This window comes from Lysobacter soyae, assembly GCF_019551435.1.
GTDB classification, from domain to species: Bacteria; Pseudomonadota; Gammaproteobacteria; order Xanthomonadales; family Xanthomonadaceae; genus Solilutibacter; species Solilutibacter soyae.
In genome coordinates this window covers 1,513,690-1,531,770 of sequence record NZ_CP080544.1, presented here as the reverse complement: position 1 = coordinate 1,531,770, position 18,081 = coordinate 1,513,690, and the positions used below count along the sequence as shown (strand labels likewise).

15 protein-coding genes and 1 tRNA gene are annotated in these 18,081 nt (G+C 59.6%); 10 read left to right on the top strand and 6 right to left on the bottom strand.

Features of this window, described 5'->3' with window-relative positions:
• Nucleotides 1-62: 62 nt before the first annotated feature.
• From H8L67_RS07415 to H8L67_RS07400, 4 genes are all read right to left on the bottom strand, one after another.
• The gene (locus H8L67_RS07415; protein WP_220379212.1) at nucleotides 63-1,682 is read right to left on the bottom strand and encodes a catalase; all 1,620 of its coding nucleotides are present in this window, start codon (nucleotides 1,680-1,682) and stop codon (nucleotides 63-65) included.
• A gap of 157 nt (nucleotides 1,683-1,839) precedes the next feature.
• Entirely contained in the window at nucleotides 1,840-4,386 is a 2,547-nt protein-coding gene (gene mutS, locus H8L67_RS07410) for a DNA mismatch repair protein MutS (protein ID WP_220379211.1), read from the bottom strand.
• Between the two features lie 55 nt (nucleotides 4,387-4,441).
• On the bottom strand, nucleotides 4,442-4,738 hold the full coding sequence (locus H8L67_RS07405) for a type II toxin-antitoxin system RelE/ParE family toxin (protein ID WP_220379210.1): 297 nt from the start codon (nucleotides 4,736-4,738) through the stop codon (nucleotides 4,442-4,444).
• Complete coding sequence (locus H8L67_RS07400) at nucleotides 4,735-4,995, bottom strand: type II toxin-antitoxin system ParD family antitoxin (RefSeq protein ID WP_220379209.1); 261 nt, start codon at nucleotides 4,993-4,995, stop codon at nucleotides 4,735-4,737. The genes H8L67_RS07405 and H8L67_RS07400 overlap by 4 nt, the downstream gene beginning before the upstream one ends.
• 90 nt (nucleotides 4,996-5,085) lie before the next feature.
• On the opposite strand from H8L67_RS07400, the gene H8L67_RS07395 reads away from it, so the two are divergent.
• The 7 genes from H8L67_RS07395 (at nucleotide 5,086) to H8L67_RS07365 (ending at nucleotide 11,216) form a co-directional block, all read left to right on the top strand.
• A complete protein-coding gene (locus H8L67_RS07395) occupies nucleotides 5,086-5,610 on the top strand; it encodes a CinA family protein (protein ID WP_220379208.1) in 525 nt (174 codons plus the stop codon).
• Between the two features lie 64 nt (nucleotides 5,611-5,674).
• A complete protein-coding gene (gene lexA, locus H8L67_RS07390; RefSeq protein WP_220379207.1) occupies nucleotides 5,675-6,325 on the top strand; it encodes a transcriptional repressor LexA in 651 nt (216 codons plus the stop codon).
• Nucleotides 6,326-6,491: 166 nt separating this feature from the next.
• Nucleotides 6,492-7,523 (top strand): recombinase RecA, encoded by a 1,032-nt coding sequence (gene recA / locus H8L67_RS07385; protein ID WP_220379206.1) that lies wholly within the window; start codon nucleotides 6,492-6,494, stop codon nucleotides 7,521-7,523.
• Entirely contained in the window at nucleotides 7,507-8,031 is a 525-nt protein-coding gene (locus H8L67_RS07380) for a regulatory protein RecX (RefSeq protein WP_220379205.1), read from the top strand. The genes recA and H8L67_RS07380 overlap by 17 nt, the downstream gene beginning before the upstream one ends.
• Before the next feature lie 80 nt (nucleotides 8,032-8,111).
• Nucleotides 8,112-10,751 carry an alanine--tRNA ligase gene (gene alaS / locus H8L67_RS07375; RefSeq protein ID WP_220379204.1) on the top strand — a complete coding sequence of 880 codons (2,640 nt, stop codon included), beginning with the start codon at nucleotides 8,112-8,114 and terminating at the stop codon, nucleotides 10,749-10,751.
• Nucleotides 10,752-10,846: 95 nt separating this feature from the next.
• The gene (gene csrA, locus H8L67_RS07370) at nucleotides 10,847-11,050 is read left to right on the top strand and encodes a carbon storage regulator CsrA (RefSeq protein ID WP_220379203.1); all 204 of its coding nucleotides are present in this window, start codon (nucleotides 10,847-10,849) and stop codon (nucleotides 11,048-11,050) included.
• A gap of 73 nt (nucleotides 11,051-11,123) precedes the next feature.
• Nucleotides 11,124-11,216, top strand: a tRNA-Ser gene (locus H8L67_RS07365).
• A gap of 56 nt (nucleotides 11,217-11,272) precedes the next feature.
• Here the strand turns inward: H8L67_RS07365 and H8L67_RS07360 are convergent.
• Entirely contained in the window at nucleotides 11,273-12,478 is a 1,206-nt protein-coding gene (locus H8L67_RS07360) for a C40 family peptidase (protein ID WP_220379202.1), read from the bottom strand.
• Nucleotides 12,479-12,483: 5 nt separating this feature from the next.
• Nucleotides 12,484-13,578, bottom strand: coding sequence for a ribonuclease D (gene rnd / locus H8L67_RS07355; protein ID WP_220379201.1), 1,095 nt, complete (start codon nucleotides 13,576-13,578; stop codon nucleotides 12,484-12,486).
• Nucleotides 13,579-13,611: 33 nt separating this feature from the next.
• Here rnd and H8L67_RS07350 point away from each other — a divergent pair, with 33 nt between their 5' ends.
• Genes H8L67_RS07350 through H8L67_RS07340 form a run of 3 tightly spaced genes read left to right on the top strand, consistent with a single transcriptional unit; the run spans nucleotide 13,612 to nucleotide 18,081 of the window.
• Nucleotides 13,612-15,453: a formylglycine-generating enzyme family protein gene (locus H8L67_RS07350; RefSeq protein ID WP_220379200.1), complete on the top strand. Its 1,842-nt coding sequence runs from the start codon at nucleotides 13,612-13,614 to the stop codon at nucleotides 15,451-15,453.
• A 17-nt stretch (nucleotides 15,454-15,470) separates the two neighbouring features.
• On the top strand, nucleotides 15,471-16,385 hold the full coding sequence (locus H8L67_RS07345) for a M48 family metallopeptidase (RefSeq protein WP_220379199.1): 915 nt from the start codon (nucleotides 15,471-15,473) through the stop codon (nucleotides 16,383-16,385).
• A gap of 4 nt (nucleotides 16,386-16,389) precedes the next feature.
• Entirely contained in the window at nucleotides 16,390-18,081 is a 1,692-nt protein-coding gene (locus H8L67_RS07340) for a M1 family metallopeptidase (RefSeq protein ID WP_220379198.1), read from the top strand.

Sequence of the window (18,081 nt, the reverse complement as noted above, 5' to 3'; positions counted from 1 at the left end):
GGCGGTTAGTGTGGAAAATTACGCTAACAGCCCATAGGTCAGCTCGGTGTGAGTGACGCGGATCAAAGCTCGACGTCTTCGCCGCCCGGCGCATTGCCCGGATGTTCCGCCGCAGAGGTATCGGCCTTCGGGGCTTCGGCCAGACGTTTCAGTGCAGCCGCCACACCTGCGCCGTAAGCCGGATCGGCCTTGCTGCAATTGTCCACATGCCGTTGCTTGATGAAGTCCGGTGCGTCACCCATGGCGCGCGCCGTATTGTCGAACAGGCGTTGCTGTTGATCCGCTGACATCAGGCGGAACAATGCACCGGGTTGGCTGAAATAGTCGTCATCATCTTCGCGATAGTTCCAGAAATCGGCGTCGCCGCGGATCTTCAAAGGTGGTTCGCGGAATTCAGGCTGTTCCTGCCATTGCCCGAAACTATTCGGTTCGTAGTGCGGCAAGCTGCCGTAGTTGCCATCAGTGCGTCCTTGGCCATCGCGATGATTGCTGTGCACGGGGCATCGCGCCTGATTCACAGGGATTTGATGGAAATTCACGCCCAAGCGATAGCGCTGCGCATCGGCGTAGTTGAACAGGCGGGCTTGCAGCATCCGGTCGGGCGATGCGCCGATACCCGGCACCAAATTGCTTGGCGCGAAGGCACTTTGCTCCACATCCGCGTGGAAGTTTTCCGGATTTTTGTTGAGCTCGAATTCGCCGACTTCGATCAGCGGGTAGTCCGACTTCGGCCACACTTTGGTGAGGTCGAACGGGTGGATGCGATAGGTTTCAGCGTCCGCCTCCGGCATGATTTGCACGTACATCTTCCACTTCGGAAACTCGCCGCGTTCGATCGCGTCATACAAATCACGCTGGTGGCTTTCGCGGTCTTTGCCGACCAATTCCGCCGCTTGTGCATCGGTCAGATGTTCCAGACCTTGCTGGCTGATGAAGTGCATCTTCACCCAAAAGCGTTCGTTATCGGCGTTCCAAAAGCTGTAGGTGTGCGATGAAAAGCCGTGCATGTGACGGTAACTGCGCGGAATACCGCGATCGCTCATCACGATGGTGACTTGATGCAAGGCCTCGGGAAGCAGCGTCCACCAATCCCAATTGTTCGTAGCGCTGCGCAGATTGGTGCGCGGATCGCGTTTGACGACTTTGTTCAGATCGGGGAATTTGCGCGGATCGCGAATGAAGAACACGGGCGTGTTGTTGCCGACCATGTCCCAATTGCCTTCCTCGGTGTAGAACTTCAGCGCGAAGCCACGGATGTCGCGTTCGGCATCGGCCGCGCCGCGTTCACCGGCAACCGTGGTGAAACGCGCAAACATGTCTGTGCGTTTGCCGACCTTGGAAAAAATCGCTGCACGCGTATAGCGGCTGATGTCATTGGTGACAGTGAAAGTGCCGAACGCTCCGGAACCCTTGGCGTGCATGCGCCGTTCCGGAATCACTTCACGCACGAAGTTGGCCAGCTTTTCATTCAACCAAAGGTCTTGCGCCAACAAGGGACCGCGCGGGCCGGCGGTCAAACTGTTTTGGTTTTCTGCGACGGGTGCGCCTGCGTTGGTGGTGAGACGCGTGACCGGGCATTCGCCGTGTTTGGTTTCCGGCGTGCGCGAAAGATCCTTTTGGCGTTGTGCGGAATCGCGGGGGGAGGGGGCGGACGTGTAGGTGGCCGGATCTTTCTTGCTCATGACGCTCTCCTGTGTGTTTGCTTCACTTTGCAACGCGTGCGCTAAAAAGAGAAATCGATTGTTGATTGCAGACTGATAGAGGAAATCAATCGCGTTGCGCACGGCAACTCAGGCGATTTGCCGAGCTTAGGCCTTCAATCGTTCAGAACGTGTGCGGTCAATGCAGGGACTTCAAGCGATACAAGGCTTCCAGCGCTTGTTTCGGGGTCAGTTCGTCCGGATCGATGGCGGCCAGGGCATCCAGCGCAGCACTGGCCGGCGTGAACAAGCCGAATTGTTGCGGTGTGTCCAAACGTTCAGGCGTGAGCGGCGCCTGCGGTGCGGCCCCATGCGTCTGTGCATGGGCTTCGAGTTCCGCCAAGTGCGCACGCGCGTCGCGAATCACATTACGCGGCATGCCGGCCAGACTCGCCACTTGCAAACCGTAACTGCGATCGGCCGGCCCCGGTTTGACTCGGTGCATGAAGACCAGCGCATCGCCGTGCTCGACGGCATCCAGATGGACGTTTTCGACGGCACTGCCGGGCGTCGCCAACGCGGTCAATTCGAAATAGTGCGTCGCAAACAACGTATGGCTGCGATTGTGCTCGGCTAAATGTCGCGCGCAGGCATGCGCAAGCGCCAAGCCGTCATAGGTGCTGGTGCCGCGTCCGATTTCGTCCATCAAAACCAGTGAATGTTCGGTGGCGTGATGCAGGATGTAGCTGGTCTCGGTCATTTCGACCATGAAGGTGGATTGACCCTTGGCCAAATCATCGCCGGCACCGATGCGGGTGAGGATGCGATCGATGGGTCCGATACGAGCACTGCCGGCCGGTACGAAACTGCCAATGTGGGCGAGCAACACAATCAACGCGGTTTGCCGCATGTAGGTGCTCTTGCCGCCCATGTTCGGGCCGGTGATTACCAACATGCGTCGTGTGTCGTCGAGATCCACATCGTTGGGCGTGAACGGGGCATCGCGTACCGCTTCAACCACCGGATGGCGGCCGGCTTCGATGGTGAGCACGTTGTCAGTCGTGAGTGTGGGTTTGCGCCAATCCAAGACGTCGGCGCGCTCGGCGAATCCGCACAGCACATCGAGCGTGGCAAGCGCGGTGGCACACCGTTTCAGCGGTTCCAGTACGTCATTCAAGTCTTCAACCAGTTGTGCGTACAAGGCGGTTTCGCGACTCAGCGAGCGATCACGCGCTGAAAGCACCTTGTCTTCAAAGGTCTTCAATTCTTCGGTGATGTAGCGTTCGGCATTGGCCAGCGTTTGGCGCCGCGTGTAGTGCGTCGGTGCGCGTTCGACTTGGCCTTTGCTGATTTCGATGTAGTAACCGTGCACGCGGTTGTAGCCGACTTTCAAATTGGCAATACCGCTGGCTTCGCGTTCGCGCTGTTCGAGTTCGATGAGGAACTGATCGGCATGCGTGGAAAGTCGGCGCAGTTCATCCAACTCAGCGTCAAAACCTTCGGCGATCACGCCGCCGTCGCGGGCGAGCATGGGCGGATGTTCAACCACCGCGCGTTGCAACAGAGATTGGGTGTCGGCGTGTCCGCCGAGTTCCTGCGCAAGGGATTCGATCAAGGGCGAGGCAATGTTTGCCAATGCGTTTTGCAGCACGGGCGCGAGCGCCAGTCCGTCACGAAGAGTCGACAAGTCACGCGGGCGCGCACTACGCAACGCCACGCGCGACAAAATGCGTTCCATGTCACCCAAGCCGCGCAAGACATCACGCAAGTCTTCAACCTGGTTGGCCAGCATGAGCGCTTCGACCGCTTGCAGACGCAAATTCAACGCGTTCTGATCACGCAAAGGCCGTTGCAACCAACGGCGCAACAAACGTCCGCCCATCGGTGAGCGGGTGGAATCGAGCACACCGAGCAAGGTGTGGCGGGTGTCGCCATCCACACGGCTGTCCAATTCCAAATGGCGCCGCGTGGCAGCATTCAAGGTGATGGTTTCGCTGGTCGGTTCCGTTGAGATGTGCGTGAGATGCGGCAGCTGTTGTTTTTGTGTTTCTTCGACGTAACCGAGCAAGGCACCTGCCGCAGCAATCGCCAGAGTTTGGTTCTCGATGCCGAAGGCGGACAAATCTTGCAACTTGAAAAACTGCAGCAACTTGCGCCGGCCGGATTCACTGTCGAACAGCCAGGGCGCGCGTTTACGCACGCCTTTCATTTGCTGGACGAACACCGGCAGGGTGTCGTCGTCGGCGATCAAAGTCTCGGCAGGTGACAAGCGCGCGATTTCTGCTTCCAACGCATCGTCGTCCGCGACTTCGTTGGCCAACATGCGTCCGGCCGACACATCCGCCCACGCCAGTCCGAAACCGTTTTTGCCTTTGGCAATGGCCAGAAGAATGTTGTCGCGGCGATCATCGAGCAGCGCTTCATCGGTAAGCGTGCCCGGCGTGACAACCCGGACGACTTTGCGCTCCACGATGCCTTTCGACGTGGCCGGGTCGCCGATCTGTTCGCAAATCGCTACCGATTCGCCCAAGGCAACCAACCGTGCCAAATAACCTTCATAGGCATGTGCGGGCACGCCGCACATCGGAATCGGTTCGCCGGCGCTGCTGCCGCGCTTGGTCAAAGTGATGTCGAGCAATCGCGCCGCTTTGCGCGCGTCATCAAAAAACAATTCGTAGAAATCGCCCATGCGGAAAAACAGCAACACGTCGGGGTAATCCGCCTTGGCGGCGAAAAACTGCTTCATCAACGGGGTGTGTTCTTGCGCGGCGTTTTTGTCTTTCTGGCTCAAGGTGTATGACTCACAAATCGGTCTGCAAATAGTCGGTGGCACCATGCAGTACGTTCAAAACCACAATTCTGTTTGCGTCCACTTCAACGCGATAAAGCACAACGTAGTTTCCGTGCAGTCGGCGTCTGACTTCATGATCGGCATATCGTTGAACGATCGGAAAAGCGAAAGGCAACTCGACAAGCGTCAGGCAGGCTGTCCGCAATTCGCGGACGAACTCAGCGGCTCGTTCGGGATTGTCTTGGGCGATGTAATCACCGATTTCCTGAATCTCGATGATGGCGCGACGGGACAGAACAACTTTCATTCCTGCACCCGGTTGCCACCACCTCCATAACGGCGTTCTAGCTCGGCGAATACATCTTCGGCGGCATAAACGTGTCCTTGGTCTGCAGCTTCGAGGCCGCGCATCACGGCGGCGTCCAGCGCGGCGAGTTTCAGTTCACGTTCCTGGATCAGCCGTACGCCCTCGCGGAGAACTTCACTTTTCGACCCATATCGACCCGTCGCGACAAGTTCGGCCACAAATTGTTCAAGCGGTTTTCCTAGTTCTGCGCTGATCATGGGTTTGACTCTCGTTGCGATTTCTCAAGTGTAGGAAACTTGATAATTATTATCAATGCGAGACGCGCCAGCGCGGCTTAGACTCATTGCATGAAGATTGAAACTTCCGCCCTCGACGATGCATCGCTCGAAACCCTGGCCAGCCAAATCGGCACGAAGATGATCGCGCAGCACCAGCGCTTGGCCACCGCGGAAAGCTGCACCGGCGGCTGGATCGCCAAGGTAGTGACCTCGGTGGCAGGCTCGTCGACCTGGTTTGATTGCGGCATGGTGGCCTATAGCTACGAAGCGAAACAGGCCCTGTTGCGCGTGCGTCCGCAGACCTTGGAAGAGTTTGGTGCGGTCAGCCGCGAATGTGTCATCGAAATGGTCTCGGGCGCCGTGGTGAATTCCGGCGCCAGCATCGCCGTGGCGGTGACCGGCGTTGCTGGACCCGGCGGTGGCAGCGCAGACAAGCCGGTCGGCACGGTCTGGATCGGCTGGAAACGGCGCGGGGGCTATGCGCGCGCCGAGCAGTTCCATTTCGACGGTGACCGCGAGTCGGTGCGCCGTCAGACCGTGGCAGCCGCGCTGGCCGGGGTCGGTGTGGAGCTGGATCAAGCGGCCGCCGGTTAAGCCCAAAAGGCGATTCGCCTGAAATCACTTGCGCGGGATGCACGTTAGTAGTATTACTACTCACATGAAGCTCACCGACACCCAGAACGCCATTCTCGAATTCATTGCCGAACGCATTGAATTGGAAGGCATGCCGCCTGCGCAGACCGAAATTGCCCGCGCCTTTGGTTTCAAAGGCGTCCGCGCCGCGCAATACCATCTGGAAGCTTTGGAAGCCGCCGGCGCCATCGAGCGGATGCCCGGCAAGGCCCGCGGCCTGCGGATTCTGCAGCCGCCGCCCTCTGTGCAGGCCGCGCTTGAGCTGCCTTTGGCGGCAAACGACGACTTCGTCCGCTTGCCCGTGCTTGGCCAAGTCGCAGCGGGCTTGCCGATCGGCGCAGACATCGACGCCCATAGCGACAGTTTTGTCGTGGTCGACCGGGTTTTCTTTTCACCCAAGCCCGACTACTTGTTGAAAGTGAAGGGCGACTCGATGCGCGACGAAGGCATTTTCGATGGCGACCTCATCGGCGTGCATCGCACGACCGATGCGCGCAACGGGCAAATTGTGGTGGCGCGCATCGACGAAGAAATCACCGTGAAACTGTTCAAGAACAGCGGTGATCGCATCCGTCTGTTGCCGCGCAATCCCGATTACGCACCCATCGAAGTGCTGCCGGGTCAGGAGTTTGCCATCGAGGGCCTGTATTGCGGTTTGGTGCGCCCCAATCGATGAAAAAGCCGTTTTCCGACGTGCCGCAGGGCGCTTGTCTGATCGCGCCGCTCTCGGGGTGCCCTGAAACTTTTTCATACAGTGCCGGCCACGTCGCAATGTGTGCGACACGCGCCGCAGACACTGTATCCAACACGAATCAACCATTCGAATCAGCGAGGAAATGAACATGGATGACAACAAGCAACGCGCCCTGGCGGCGGCCCTTGGGCAAATCGAGAAGCAGTTCGGCAAAGGCTCCGTCATGCGTATGGGTGACCGTACCGCTGAAGCCGTGGAAACCATCGGCACCGGCTCCCTGATGCTGGACATCGCGCTCGGTATTGGCGGCTTGCCGAAGGGGCGGGTGGTTGAAATCTATGGTCCGGAATCCTCCGGCAAAACCACGCTCACGTTGCAAGCCATTGCCGAATGCCAAAAGGCCGGCGGCACCGCCGCCTTCATCGATGCCGAACACGCCCTTGATCCGGTGTATGCACAAAAACTCGGCGTCAATCTGGACGATTTGCTGCTCTCGCAGCCCGATACCGGTGAACAAGCGCTTGAAATCGCCGACATGCTGGTGCGCTCCAATGCCGTGGACATCGTGGTGGTCGACTCGGTGGCCGCGCTCACGCCGCGTGCCGAAATCGAAGGCGAAATGGGTGATCAGTTGCCTGGCTTGCAAGCCCGCTTGATGAGCCAGGCCTTGCGCAAGCTCACCGGCAACATCAAGCGCAGCAATTGCTTGGTGATCTTCATCAACCAGCTGCGTATGAAGATCGGCATCATGATGCCGGGTCAAAGCCCGGAAGTGACCACCGGCGGTAATGCCCTGAAGTTCTATGCATCGGTCCGTCTGGATATCCGCCGCATCGGTGCCATCAAGAAGGGCGATGAAATCATCGGTAACCAAACCCGAATCAAAGTCGTCAAGAACAAGATGGCACCGCCGTTCAAGCAGGTCGTCACCGAAATTCTTTACGGTGAAGGCATTTCGCGCGAAGGCGAGCTGATTGACATGGGGGTGGATGCCAAGCTGGTCGACAAAGCCGGTGCTTGGTACAGCTATGGCAGCGAGCGCATCGGCCAAGGCAAGGAAAACGCCCGCCAGTACTTGAAAGACAACCCGGCCATTGCGCAGCAGATCGAAGCCGCGCTGCGCGAGAAGTTTGTGCCGGAAGAAGCGCCGCGTGACGAACAGGATGACGCGGAAGGCTGAGCAAGATCCCGGCTTGCCGGCGTCGGGCAACTCCTCGCGCCCGCGCCGGCAAAGACCGGAGTTGACGCCGACCCAGCGTGCCTTGGGGCTGCTGGTTCGGCGTGAACACTCCAAGAAAGAACTGGCGCGCAAGCTGGAAGCCAAGGGCGTCGCCAAAGAAGACGCACGCGCTGCCGTGGCCAAGCTGACCGATGCCGGTTGGCAGGACGATGGCCGATTTGCCGAGCAGTGGGTGCGCAGCAAAGTCGCATGCGGCTATGGGCCCTTGCGTATTCAGGCCGAATTGCGGATGCATGCGCTGACCGACGAGGCAATCACCCACGCGTTTACCACCGTGGAAGACAGCTGGTCTGCACTGGCGCATGAGCAGGTCCGGCGTCGCTTTCCACAGGCCTACAAGGCAGATCGGAACGCCCAAAGAAAAGCCGCCGAGCACTTATTGCGCCGTGGCTTCAGCATGGCGCACGTACAAGCGGCGCTCAAATGCGATTTTGATGACGAGTACTAGGCAAAAAGTCGGGGCGTCAACGCATTCAGCCTGATAATCTAGTCGTTTTCCCGTTTGCAGCTGTCTGCGCCTAGCTTCCCATGAAAACCACTGCTGATATTCGCCGCGAATTTCTCGAGTTCTTTGCTGAGCGCGGACACACCATTGTGCCTTCCGCCAGCCTGGTGCCGGGCAACGATCCGACCTTGCTCTTTACGAATTCCGGCATGGTGCAGTTCAAGGATGTTTTCCTTGGCGCAGAGAAGCGCAGCTACGTGCGCGTGGCAGATGTGCAGCGCTGCCTGCGTGCGGGCGGCAAACACAACGATCTCGATCAGGTCGGCTATACCGCACGCCATCACACCTTCTTCGAAATGCTCGGCAATTGGTCCTTCGGCGATTACTTCAAGAAAGAAGCGATCGAGTGGGCCTGGGAATTGCTGACACGCGTGTGGCAATTACCGAAAGAGCGACTGCTCGCCACCGTCTATCACACCGACGACGAGTCCTATGCCATTTGGCGTGACGTCGTGGGTCTGCCGGAAGACCGCATTATTCGCATCGGCGACAACAAAGGCGCGCCGTTCGCGTCCGATAACTTCTGGCAGATGGCAGATACCGGACCCTGTGGTCCGTGTACCGAGATTTTCTACGACCATGGCGAAAACTACGCCGGCGGCCCGCCCGGTTCGCCGGACGAAGACGGTGACCGCTACATTGAAATCTGGAACAACGTGTTCATGCAGTTCGACCGTGCCGCCGACGGTACGCTCACGCCGCTGCCCGCGCCCTGCGTGGATACCGGCATGGGGCTGGAGCGCATCGCCGCAGTGTTGCAGCACGCGCATAGCAATTACGAGATTGATCTGTTCAAGACTTTGATCGGACGCATCGCCGAACTCACGAATACGACCGACCTTGATAACAAATCGCTTCGGGTGATTGCCGACCATATCCGTGCATCCAGCTTCTTGATTGCCGACGGCGTCCTGCCGAGCAATGAAGGTCGCGGTTACGTGCTGCGCCGGATCATTCGTCGTGCGCTCCGCCACGGATGGATGTTGGGCGTGCGCGAAGTGTTTTTCCACAAGTTGGTGGACACGCTCGATGCGCTGATGGGCGAGGCCTATCCGGTATTGCGCACGCAAAAGGATTTCATTGCGCGCGCACTGCTGGCAGAGGAAGAGCGTTTCGCGCAGACCTTGGATGCCGGCATGCGCATCTTCAGCGACTTGGCCGAACGCCATCCGGAAACCATCCCGGGCGTCGATGCGTTCCGTTTGTACGATACCTACGGTTTCCCGTTGGATCTCACCCAGGACATGGCGCGCGAGCGCGGTCTGCAGGTGGATATCGACGGATTCAACGTCGCGATGACCCAGCAGAAAGACACCGCGCGTGCCGCAGGTAAATTCGGCGGCGGTCTGACCATGCCCGCCGAATTGGTGGCGCAGCTGTCGCCCACGCGCTTCACGGGTTACGACACGTTGGCAGGCGAGGGTGCGCAAGTCGTCGCCATCCTGATCGACAACAAACCCGTGCAATCCCTCAGCGCCGGCCAAACCGCCGTGGTGCTGTTGGATGCGACTCCTTTTTATGGCGAGTCGGGTGGTCAAGTCGGCGATGCCGGCATCATCGAAGGCGACGGTCTGCGTTTCGACGTCACCGATACCAAGAAGATCGCAGGTCAATTCCACGCCCACGTGGGTTCACTGTCGCAGGGCAGCTTGAAGGTCGGCGATCGCGTGTCCGCATTCGTGGATGAAAACCGCCGTCGCGCCACCATCCTTAATCACAGCGCCACCCATTTGCTGCACGCTGCCTTGCGTGAAGTGTTGGGCAACCATGTGCAGCAAAAAGGCTCATTGGTTGCGCCGGACCGTTTGCGCTTCGACTTCTCGCACTTTGAGCCGATGACCCGCGCACAGATTCGGGAAATCGAACGTCGCGTCAATCACGAAGTGCGCGCGAACCACGAAGGTGAAGTGCACAACATGGGCATGCAGGAAGCCTTGGATTTCGGGGCGATGGCATTGTTCGGTGAGAAATACGGCGAAAACGTGCGCGTGCTGAAATTCGGCCCGGGCTCCATTGAACTCTGCGGCGGCACGCACGTGGGTCGCACCGGTGATATCGGTTTGTTCAAGATCGTCTCGGAAGGCGGCGTCTCGGCGGGCGTTCGACGCATTGAAGCCGTGACCGGCCAAGACGCGCTCGACCTCGTCGACGACTTCGAACAACGCTTGGAAGAGGTAGCGCAGCAGCTCGGCGGCACGCCACGAGAGGCGGGCGACAAACTCAAATCGCTGGTCGCTCAGCAAAAGCAATTGCAGAAAGAACTCGACGCCTTGAAGTCGAAGGCGGCCGGCAATGCGACCGCAGACCTCGGCAGCAATGCCGTCGATGTCGGTGGCATCAAGGTGGTGGCGGCGCGCGTGGAAGGCCTCGACGCCAAATCCCTGCGCGATGCCATGGATCGCCTGAAATCGCAGCTGCAAAACGCTGTCATCTTGCTGGCCGGCGCGGACGGTCAAGGCAAGTTGGCGCTCGTTGCGGGTGTCTCGGGCGACGCCGGGAAGTCGGTGAATGCCGGGAAATTGCTCGGCCATGTCGCCGGACAATTGGGCGGTCGCGGCGGTGGTCGCGCCGACATGGCGCAAGGTGGCGCAGACGATCTACCCAACGCGGCAGAAGTGCTTGCGGCCGTTCCCGCCTGGGTCGCCAGCCAAACCGGCGTGTGAATCAACACGCCATTGGCTTGGAACCGCAACAGAAACTTCGTTAGTATGGGCGTGCAACCGGGAGGGACCCCGCCAATGGACATGGAGAAGTATCAATGTTGATCTTGACGCGCCGGGTTGGCGAAACGCTGATGATTGGCGAGTCTGTCACCGTCACAGTGTTGGCTGTGAAGGGCAATCAGGTACGCGTGGGGATCACCGCGCCGAAAGACGTTGCTGTGCATCGGGAAGAAATCTTCCAAAAGATCCGCCACGACGATGAGCCGGGCACTGATTCCACGCCGTCCAGCGAGTCCTGAACGCAAAAATTTTTGATTCTTGGCGGCCAAACGGCTATCCTTGCCGACTGGTAGCACACGCTGCACCAATCCCGGAAACGTGCCCGAGAGGCCGAAGGGGCTCCCCTGCTAAGGGAGTATGGGGTCAAAAGCTCCATCGAGGGTTCGAATCCCTCCGTTTCCGCCAGTTTCAACGTTGTGGGTAGTCCAACGTTTCCCGCAGTTCTCTGAATCCACCGGCCCTCAGGGCAGCGGTCGCACAATCGCTTCGATCTTCGCGCTATACGGTGTCTGCGCATCCGCCATCAGCGTGCTGAAGGGCGTGACCGACACGCCATAGAGCGGCAAAAAGCGTCCATCAGCCCAACGCACACCGGGCGTATCGTGAATCACATAGGTTTCGTCGCCGACGTGACCCAGCACCATCATGACGTGCCCCGGGATATAGATCAGGTCGCCGGGCAGGGCTGCAGCGACGGCGGCAGTACGATCTTCGGTGGCGGTGAAGCGACGCGTTTGAAACGTCGGCACATCACGCTGGTCACCGGTATTGCGTGGCATCACCACACCTAACGCCGCATACACCTCGGAAACGAATCCGCTGCAGTCGCGCGTGCCGTCGGCATGGCCCCAGCCATAGGATTCGCCCAGATATTGAAAAGCCGTGCGAATCAGATTCGCGCGGGAATAACCAAGCGGACGTGGTTGAACCGCGGCATTGCGCGCCAGTGCTATTTCGCGATCGACCAATCGCAAAGCCGCCATCGGCATCCAGGCGCGATAGTTGTACGCATTGACGAACGCCCACTCGCCGTCGGCACTGGTATGCAAAATCAACACCGCCCATCCGGGAAACACGGCGGACTCCTGCAACCGATCAATATTGATTGGAATGTCGTCGGTCTTGCGGTACGCACGCAGAGAAGTGGGCACGGCACGCAAGTCGGCGCGTTCTACCACGGTGGCCCAGCGCGGGCTGACAGCGGTCGGCAGAGCGCTGAGGTTTGTGTTGGCGGCCATGCGCGCCACAGTCGCCTCACCGAGCGGATTGCCAGCTTGGTCGATCAACGCCGGTTTGGCGCTGTTAGAAAGCGAGGTGATCCACTTCGACACCTCCGCGCCGCGCAGCGTCGCCGGAAAATCGATCAAGGCGTATAAGTTTGATGAGCGCGCACCTGTTTCGGCATTCAAGGCAGCAATCTCCGCCGCATCGTGCGTGACGGTTTCCGCGTGGTCGATACGCTGGATCCAATACGTGGGCAGCAACATCGCCGATGTCACACCCGGCACCTGCAGCCCTGCACTGCCGTTTCGAATCGCTGCCGGCGCCTTGATATCCGACAAGGTGTAGGGCGCGGCGGCGGTCGGCATTTGCGACGTCGGTGCCGGTGTTTGCACGCTCGCGCAACCGGCGATGGTCAAGCACAGCGCTGCCAATGCTAAACGCACGCGGATCATTTCGGCGGTGCCCCTGCGTCAAGCCTGGCTTTGCGCCAAGCGGTAACGGATTCAGGCCATTCGCCTTCATCCAAATAGGCTTGGATGACTTTGCGTGACGCGATCACGCCATCTTCCACGCCGAGTTCCGCGGCAATCTCGCTCACTCTGTTCTGCCAAGCGCGAATGCGCGCCTTGTCGCGGTCGCGGTCGTCCATCAGTAGCGGCATCTGCGCCTCATCCTCGAGCGGTTGATGCATCGCGGCCAACATTGGCGCGGCCAGATTTTTGGGCGCTCGCGGATGACGCAAAAGAATGTGGGTCACATCCGATTCGCTGCGCGCATTGCTTTCCGCAAGCTCAACCGCGGCCTCTACCGGCAACACCCAATTCTTGGGTAGATCACGCGCGCGAGCACGCACCTCGCGCCAGCGCATCAGTCGTAACAAACGGGTTTGGCCGTCGCGGTCCAACCGTTGCCCTGCGCGTGCGCCCAAATGCGCCCAGCGTTCCGGTTCGTCCACGGATTGGGCGAGGAAATAGGCTTCGCTTTCCTGTTCCATCCACGCCGTGCGATCGAGCGTATGCAGTTTTTCCGCCAAGACACGATGTGCTTCATGCAAATAACGGACATCTTCCACAGCGTATTTGAGTTGCGCGGCACTGAGCGGGCGTCGCATCCAATCGGACCGGGTCTCGCCTTTGTCGATCTCAATATCAAACAGCGTCTGCATCAACCGCGCATACCCCATGCCATGGCCAAGACCTGCCAACGCCGCCGCGAGTTGCGTATCGAACACGGGGTAGGGTGCGACACCGCAGCCATGCAAGAAGGCGACGAAGTCTTCGCCCGGCGAGTGCATGATCTTCAAAATGGCGTGATTGGACAGCAACGGCGCCAAGGCCGCACTGACGCCGGGCACTTTGCAATCCACCAATAAGATGTCGTCACCGGTCGCGATCTGCACCAAGGCCAACTTGGGCCAAAACGTGCGTTCACGAACGAATTCCGTATCAATCCCCACCGCGCCGTCGATTTTCGCAATGTGCGATTGCAGCGCCTCAGGAGAATCCACCCAAATCGGGGCGGTCGTTTCGCTTTCATCTGTCATTGCGTGACAATAACCCATGTGCGGAATTCGACATTGAAAAATCTGCTCGTCCGGCCGGCTTGCGTGTTGATCGCGCTGTGCCTTGCCGCGTGCACGCAAAACGACACCGACACGAATGCGACCAATGCCGAGCGCGAAGGCATGGTCAGCGTGGGGGCGTCAGAGCTGACCGAATTTCCGCTCGATTGGACAGCCCCGGTTGCTGCCGGCGAATTGACGGCCGAGGTGCAAATCCGGCTGACGCGAAAAGCGCTGCGTGACGACCGGATTCTGACAGGCGAAGACAGTGCGGCCGCGCACTTCCATGCCGCAGCGAAGGCGGGCGCATCCGGCGAAGGATTTGAAGCATTGCGACAACAGGTGGTGCATGCCGTGGTCGTGGCCGGTGATCAACACTTGCATGCGCTGACCGGCAACGCACCGGAGGCCAACCGATTGGCGCATTTGGCCGCGGCCATTTTGCGGTCGATCGCGCCGAACCACGCCGAGACCCAACTGTATTTGAGCCGCGTGGATGCCTCCGATCGCATGGAGTCGTTGCTTGCTTTGGCCAACAAAGAGTTGCAGGCGGATCGTTTGGGCGAGCAGGGCATCGGTGCGCAAGTGGATTACCGCGAGGTGCTGCGCAGTCGGCCCGGTGATGTGCGAGCGCTGCAGGGATTGCAGGGTGTGCAGCGCGCGCTGGCGGTTCGCGCATGGCGATCTGCCGCTGCACGAGACTATGCGAATGTCGTGCGCTGGATGCGTTTTTCCGACGCGGCCGCAGATAACAAGCCCTACATCGCCGCGCAATGGCAGGCTTTGGAAAACCAACGCAAGCAGCAAGTTATCGATCTCTACAAAGATGCGCGCATCGACTTGCAAGATCCGCGGGCGCGCGGCGCGATCAGTGGTGCAGAGGCCAATCTGATCGAAATGCAACGCATCGCCGTGAAAGGCGACGGTTCGGTGGCCGACCTCGCGCAACGGATCGACCGCGCGCGCGCCTATGGAAGCTTTGAAATGGGGCAATTGTTTCGTGAAGCGCTCCGGGTCGGGGGCTATGCGCCGCAGATGCGCGTCTTGCCGATCGGCGTGATGATGATGGGCGCCGACCGTGCCGATCCCGACGCGCGGCCATCGGAGCTCCCCGCGCATCGCGTGCATTTTGTGCGCGGTGTCGCTTTGGCGGTGAATGAGGTGACGGTGGGTGAGTTCGCCGCTTTCGTGCGCGCGACCGGCTATCGCTCCCGCGCAGAGCGACGCGGCCATTCGTTGATTTACAACGAGCGCACCGGCAACTTCGCACGGAGTAGCGGTGTCACCTGGCGCGACGACTACGCCGGCAAACCGGCGCCGCTGGACAACCCGGTGGTGCACGTCGACGTGCGCGACGCCGAAGCCTACGCGGCATGGCTAACGGAGCAGACGCGGCGCATCTATCGACTGCCGCATGAGTCGGAGTTCGAATATGCCCTGCGCGCCACCAATCCCGGCCGCTATCCTTGGGGCGACCATGCGCCGAAGTCGGTGCTGGGCAATTTCACCGGTGATCGGGATGTTTCCCCTTCAGGTCGTCGTTGGGCCAATGCCTTCCCCAATTACACGGACGGTGAATGGGGTCCGGCCAAGGTCGGGCGGTATCCTGCAAATGCATTCGGTCTTCACGACATGGCAGGCAATGTGAGCGAGTGGACCACCGACTGTTGGCATCAAGGCTACCGCCGAGCACCTGCTGACGGTTCCGCGTGGTCCAACCCCGGCTGTAGAAGCCGCGTCGTTCGAGGGGGCGCCTGGGCCAGTTCGCCCGCGCAGCATCGGTCGGCGTGGAGAATGGCACAGGCACATGACATCACCAATGCGCGCACCGGTTTTCGCGTTGCGCGGGAAATTTGAACCAAGGAGCTTCATCTATGCAAATTGACCCTGGCAGCCAATATCCGCGTCGTCGCGGCTTCGGTATCAGCCCGCGTTTGATCATCGTCGCGCTGATGCTGATGTACGGCGGGTACTACTACTTTTCCAATCGCCAAGTGCAGCCGGAAACCGGTGAAAAAATCCTGATTGATAAGAGTTTGACGCCACAACAAGAGTCGCAAATGGGTTTGCAGGCTTTCCAGGAAGTCTTGCAACAAGAACAACAGCTGCCGGCCAATGCTGAAATCAGCCAACAGGTCACCGAAATTGCGCGTCGCTTGATTACGGTAATTCCGCAGGTCTCCGACGCACTCGCCGCGGAGAACAATGCAAAGTCCGCGCACGTCGAAAAGAATTTCGATTGGAATGTGGCGGTGTTGAAGAGTGACCAAGTCAATGCGTTCTGCCTGCCGGGTGGGAAGATGGCCGTCTATACCGGCTTGATTCCGGTGGCGCAAAATGCCGACGCGATGGCGGTGGTGATGGGGCACGAAATTTCGCACGCCTTGTTGCGTCACGGTGCGCAGCGCATGGCCAAGCAACGCCTCGAACAAATCGGTGCCATGGCCGGCGCAGTGAGTGGTATGGATCCGGGCATGCAACAAGCGGTGTTCTCTGCCTACGGTGTGACCTCGCAATTGCCGTTCGCGCGTCATCAAGAATCCCAGGCGGATGAATTCGGTTTGATGCTTGCCGCGGCCGCCTGTTTCAACCCGCAGGAATCGATCGCCCTGTGGCAACGCATGGATGCCGTGAGCGGCGGACAGGGTCAGCCGGAATTCGCCTCGACTCACCCGAGTGCCGGTACGCGCATGAAAGAGCTGCAGGCGCTGATGCCGAAGGCAATGGAATACCGGGCGCGTTTCTGCAAGAATCCGGGGGGTACGCAGCAAGCTGCAACCCTCAGGTAAACCAATGCGCAAGCACGTTTGGGCAATCCTTTTGGCAGGCGCTTCGGCGCCTGCTTTCGCAGGTGACTACACCGCCACTTCAGGTCTTGGCATGACGCCGGAACAACGCGCGGTCAGTTTCGATCTCGCCGAGTTGTCGTTCAAGGTGGACCCGGCCAAACAAACGCTTGCAGGCGACGCGCGTTTGACCTTTACGCCCACGCGCGCCATCACTCAATTCGCGGTGGAGCTTGATCCGCGTTACAAGCTGAGCAGCCTGAGTGTGGATGGCAAGCAGCTGGCCAAGTCGGATTACCGCTGGAGCGAGGGGCGATTGCATTTTCCGGTCGCAGCGGCCGCGCAGAAAGCCTTCACTGTTGAACTCGTCTATGCCGGCAGTCCGCAAGTGGCCAAACGCGCCCCTTGGGACGGCGGCATCGTTTGGACGAAAACCCCTTCGGGGCAGCCGTGGATCGCCACCGCCGTCGAAGGCGAGGGCTGTGATTTGCTGTGGCCGTGCATCGATCATCCGATTGGAAAACCCAAGCAGGTGATCCAACACATCAGCGTGCCCACCGGCCTGGTCGCAGCGTCGAACGGCGTGTTTCTCGGGGAATCCAGCAAAGACGGTTGGACCACCTTCGACTGGAAAGCCACCGAGCCGACGATCTACGCCATCGCGCTCAACATCGCGCCCTACGACACCTTGAAGTCCAGCTACAAGAGCCGCTTCGGCAACACCTTGCCGGTGGTGTTTTATTTCTTGAAGGGCAATGAGCGCAAAGCGGAAGGCTTGTTCCAAGAGTTGCCATTGTTTCTGGATTTCTTTGAAGAAGTGGTCGGCCCATACCCTTGGCCGAACGACAAAGTCGGGGTGGTCGAGACACCGCACCTGGGCATGGAACATCAAACCATCAATGCCTACGGCAACGGCTACAAGAAAGACATCCACGGTTACGACTGGCTGATGAACCACGAGTTCGCGCACGAGTGGTTCGGCAATCAGCTCACCAATGCCGACTGGGATGACATGTGGTTGCACGAGGGCTTCGCCATGTACATGCAACCGCTGTATCTGCAATGGCTGCGTGGCGACGTGAACTGCGATGCCGAAATGCTGCGTCAGCGTGGTCTCATTCGCAATGAGCATCCGATGGTGAGCGGCAAATCACGGCCGCATGGCGAACCTGCCGCGGAAGCTGTCGATCCGGGCACCGACATCTACTACAAGGGCGCGTGGGTGCTGCATACCCTGCGCGGCCAAATCGGTGACGCGGCGTTCCGTCGCAGCATGCGTGAGCTTGTGTACGGTCGCAACGATCCCAAGCCCGGCAATTTCAAACCGCGTTATGCCACCACCGACGACTACGTGGCGATCGTGAACCGTATCACCGGCAAGCAATGGGGATGGTTCTTCGACGGCTACGTGCGCCAAGCCAAGATTCCGGCGTTGGTTGCCACGCAAGAAGGCCAGCGCGTCAACGTGACGTGGCAGGCCGCCAACGGCAAAGCCTTCCCGTTGCCGATCGAAGTACGCGTGGGCGATCGCGTGCTGCGTCTGCCCATGACCGGCGGCAAAGGCAGCTTCAACCTCAAGCCTTTCGAGTCTTACACACTTGACCCGCATGGCAAGGTCTTGAAGGACCAACCGGAAATCGCCGTGTGGAAAAAAGATGAAGCCGAACGCGCGGCCGCGGCCGCGAAGCGCGGAAACTAA

Coding starts and splice junctions, on each gene's coding strand:
- H8L67_RS07415 (WP_220379212.1), bottom strand. CDS start 1,682: ATGAGCAAGAAAGATCCGGCCACCTACACGTCCGCCCCCTCCCCCCGC.
- csrA (WP_220379203.1), top strand. CDS start 10,847: ATGTTGATCTTGACGCGCCGGGTTGGCGAAACGCTGATGATTGGCGAG.
- H8L67_RS07345 (WP_220379199.1), top strand. CDS start 15,471: ATGCAAATTGACCCTGGCAGCCAATATCCGCGTCGTCGCGGCTTCGGT.
- H8L67_RS07395 (WP_220379208.1), top strand. CDS start 5,086: ATGAAGATTGAAACTTCCGCCCTCGACGATGCATCGCTCGAAACCCTG.
- H8L67_RS07340 (WP_220379198.1), top strand. CDS start 16,390: ATGCGCAAGCACGTTTGGGCAATCCTTTTGGCAGGCGCTTCGGCGCCT.
- rnd (WP_220379201.1), bottom strand. CDS start 13,578: ATGACAGATGAAAGCGAAACGACCGCCCCGATTTGGGTGGATTCTCCT.
- alaS (WP_220379204.1), top strand. CDS start 8,112: ATGAAAACCACTGCTGATATTCGCCGCGAATTTCTCGAGTTCTTTGCT.
- lexA (WP_220379207.1), top strand. CDS start 5,675: ATGAAGCTCACCGACACCCAGAACGCCATTCTCGAATTCATTGCCGAA.
- H8L67_RS07380 (WP_220379205.1), top strand. CDS start 7,507: ATGACGCGGAAGGCTGAGCAAGATCCCGGCTTGCCGGCGTCGGGCAAC.
- recA (WP_220379206.1), top strand. CDS start 6,492: ATGGATGACAACAAGCAACGCGCCCTGGCGGCGGCCCTTGGGCAAATC.
- H8L67_RS07405 (WP_220379210.1), bottom strand. CDS start 4,738: ATGAAAGTTGTTCTGTCCCGTCGCGCCATCATCGAGATTCAGGAAATC.
- mutS (WP_220379211.1), bottom strand. CDS start 4,386: ATGAAGCAGTTTTTCGCCGCCAAGGCGGATTACCCCGACGTGTTGCTG.
- H8L67_RS07400 (WP_220379209.1), bottom strand. CDS start 4,995: ATGATCAGCGCAGAACTAGGAAAACCGCTTGAACAATTTGTGGCCGAA.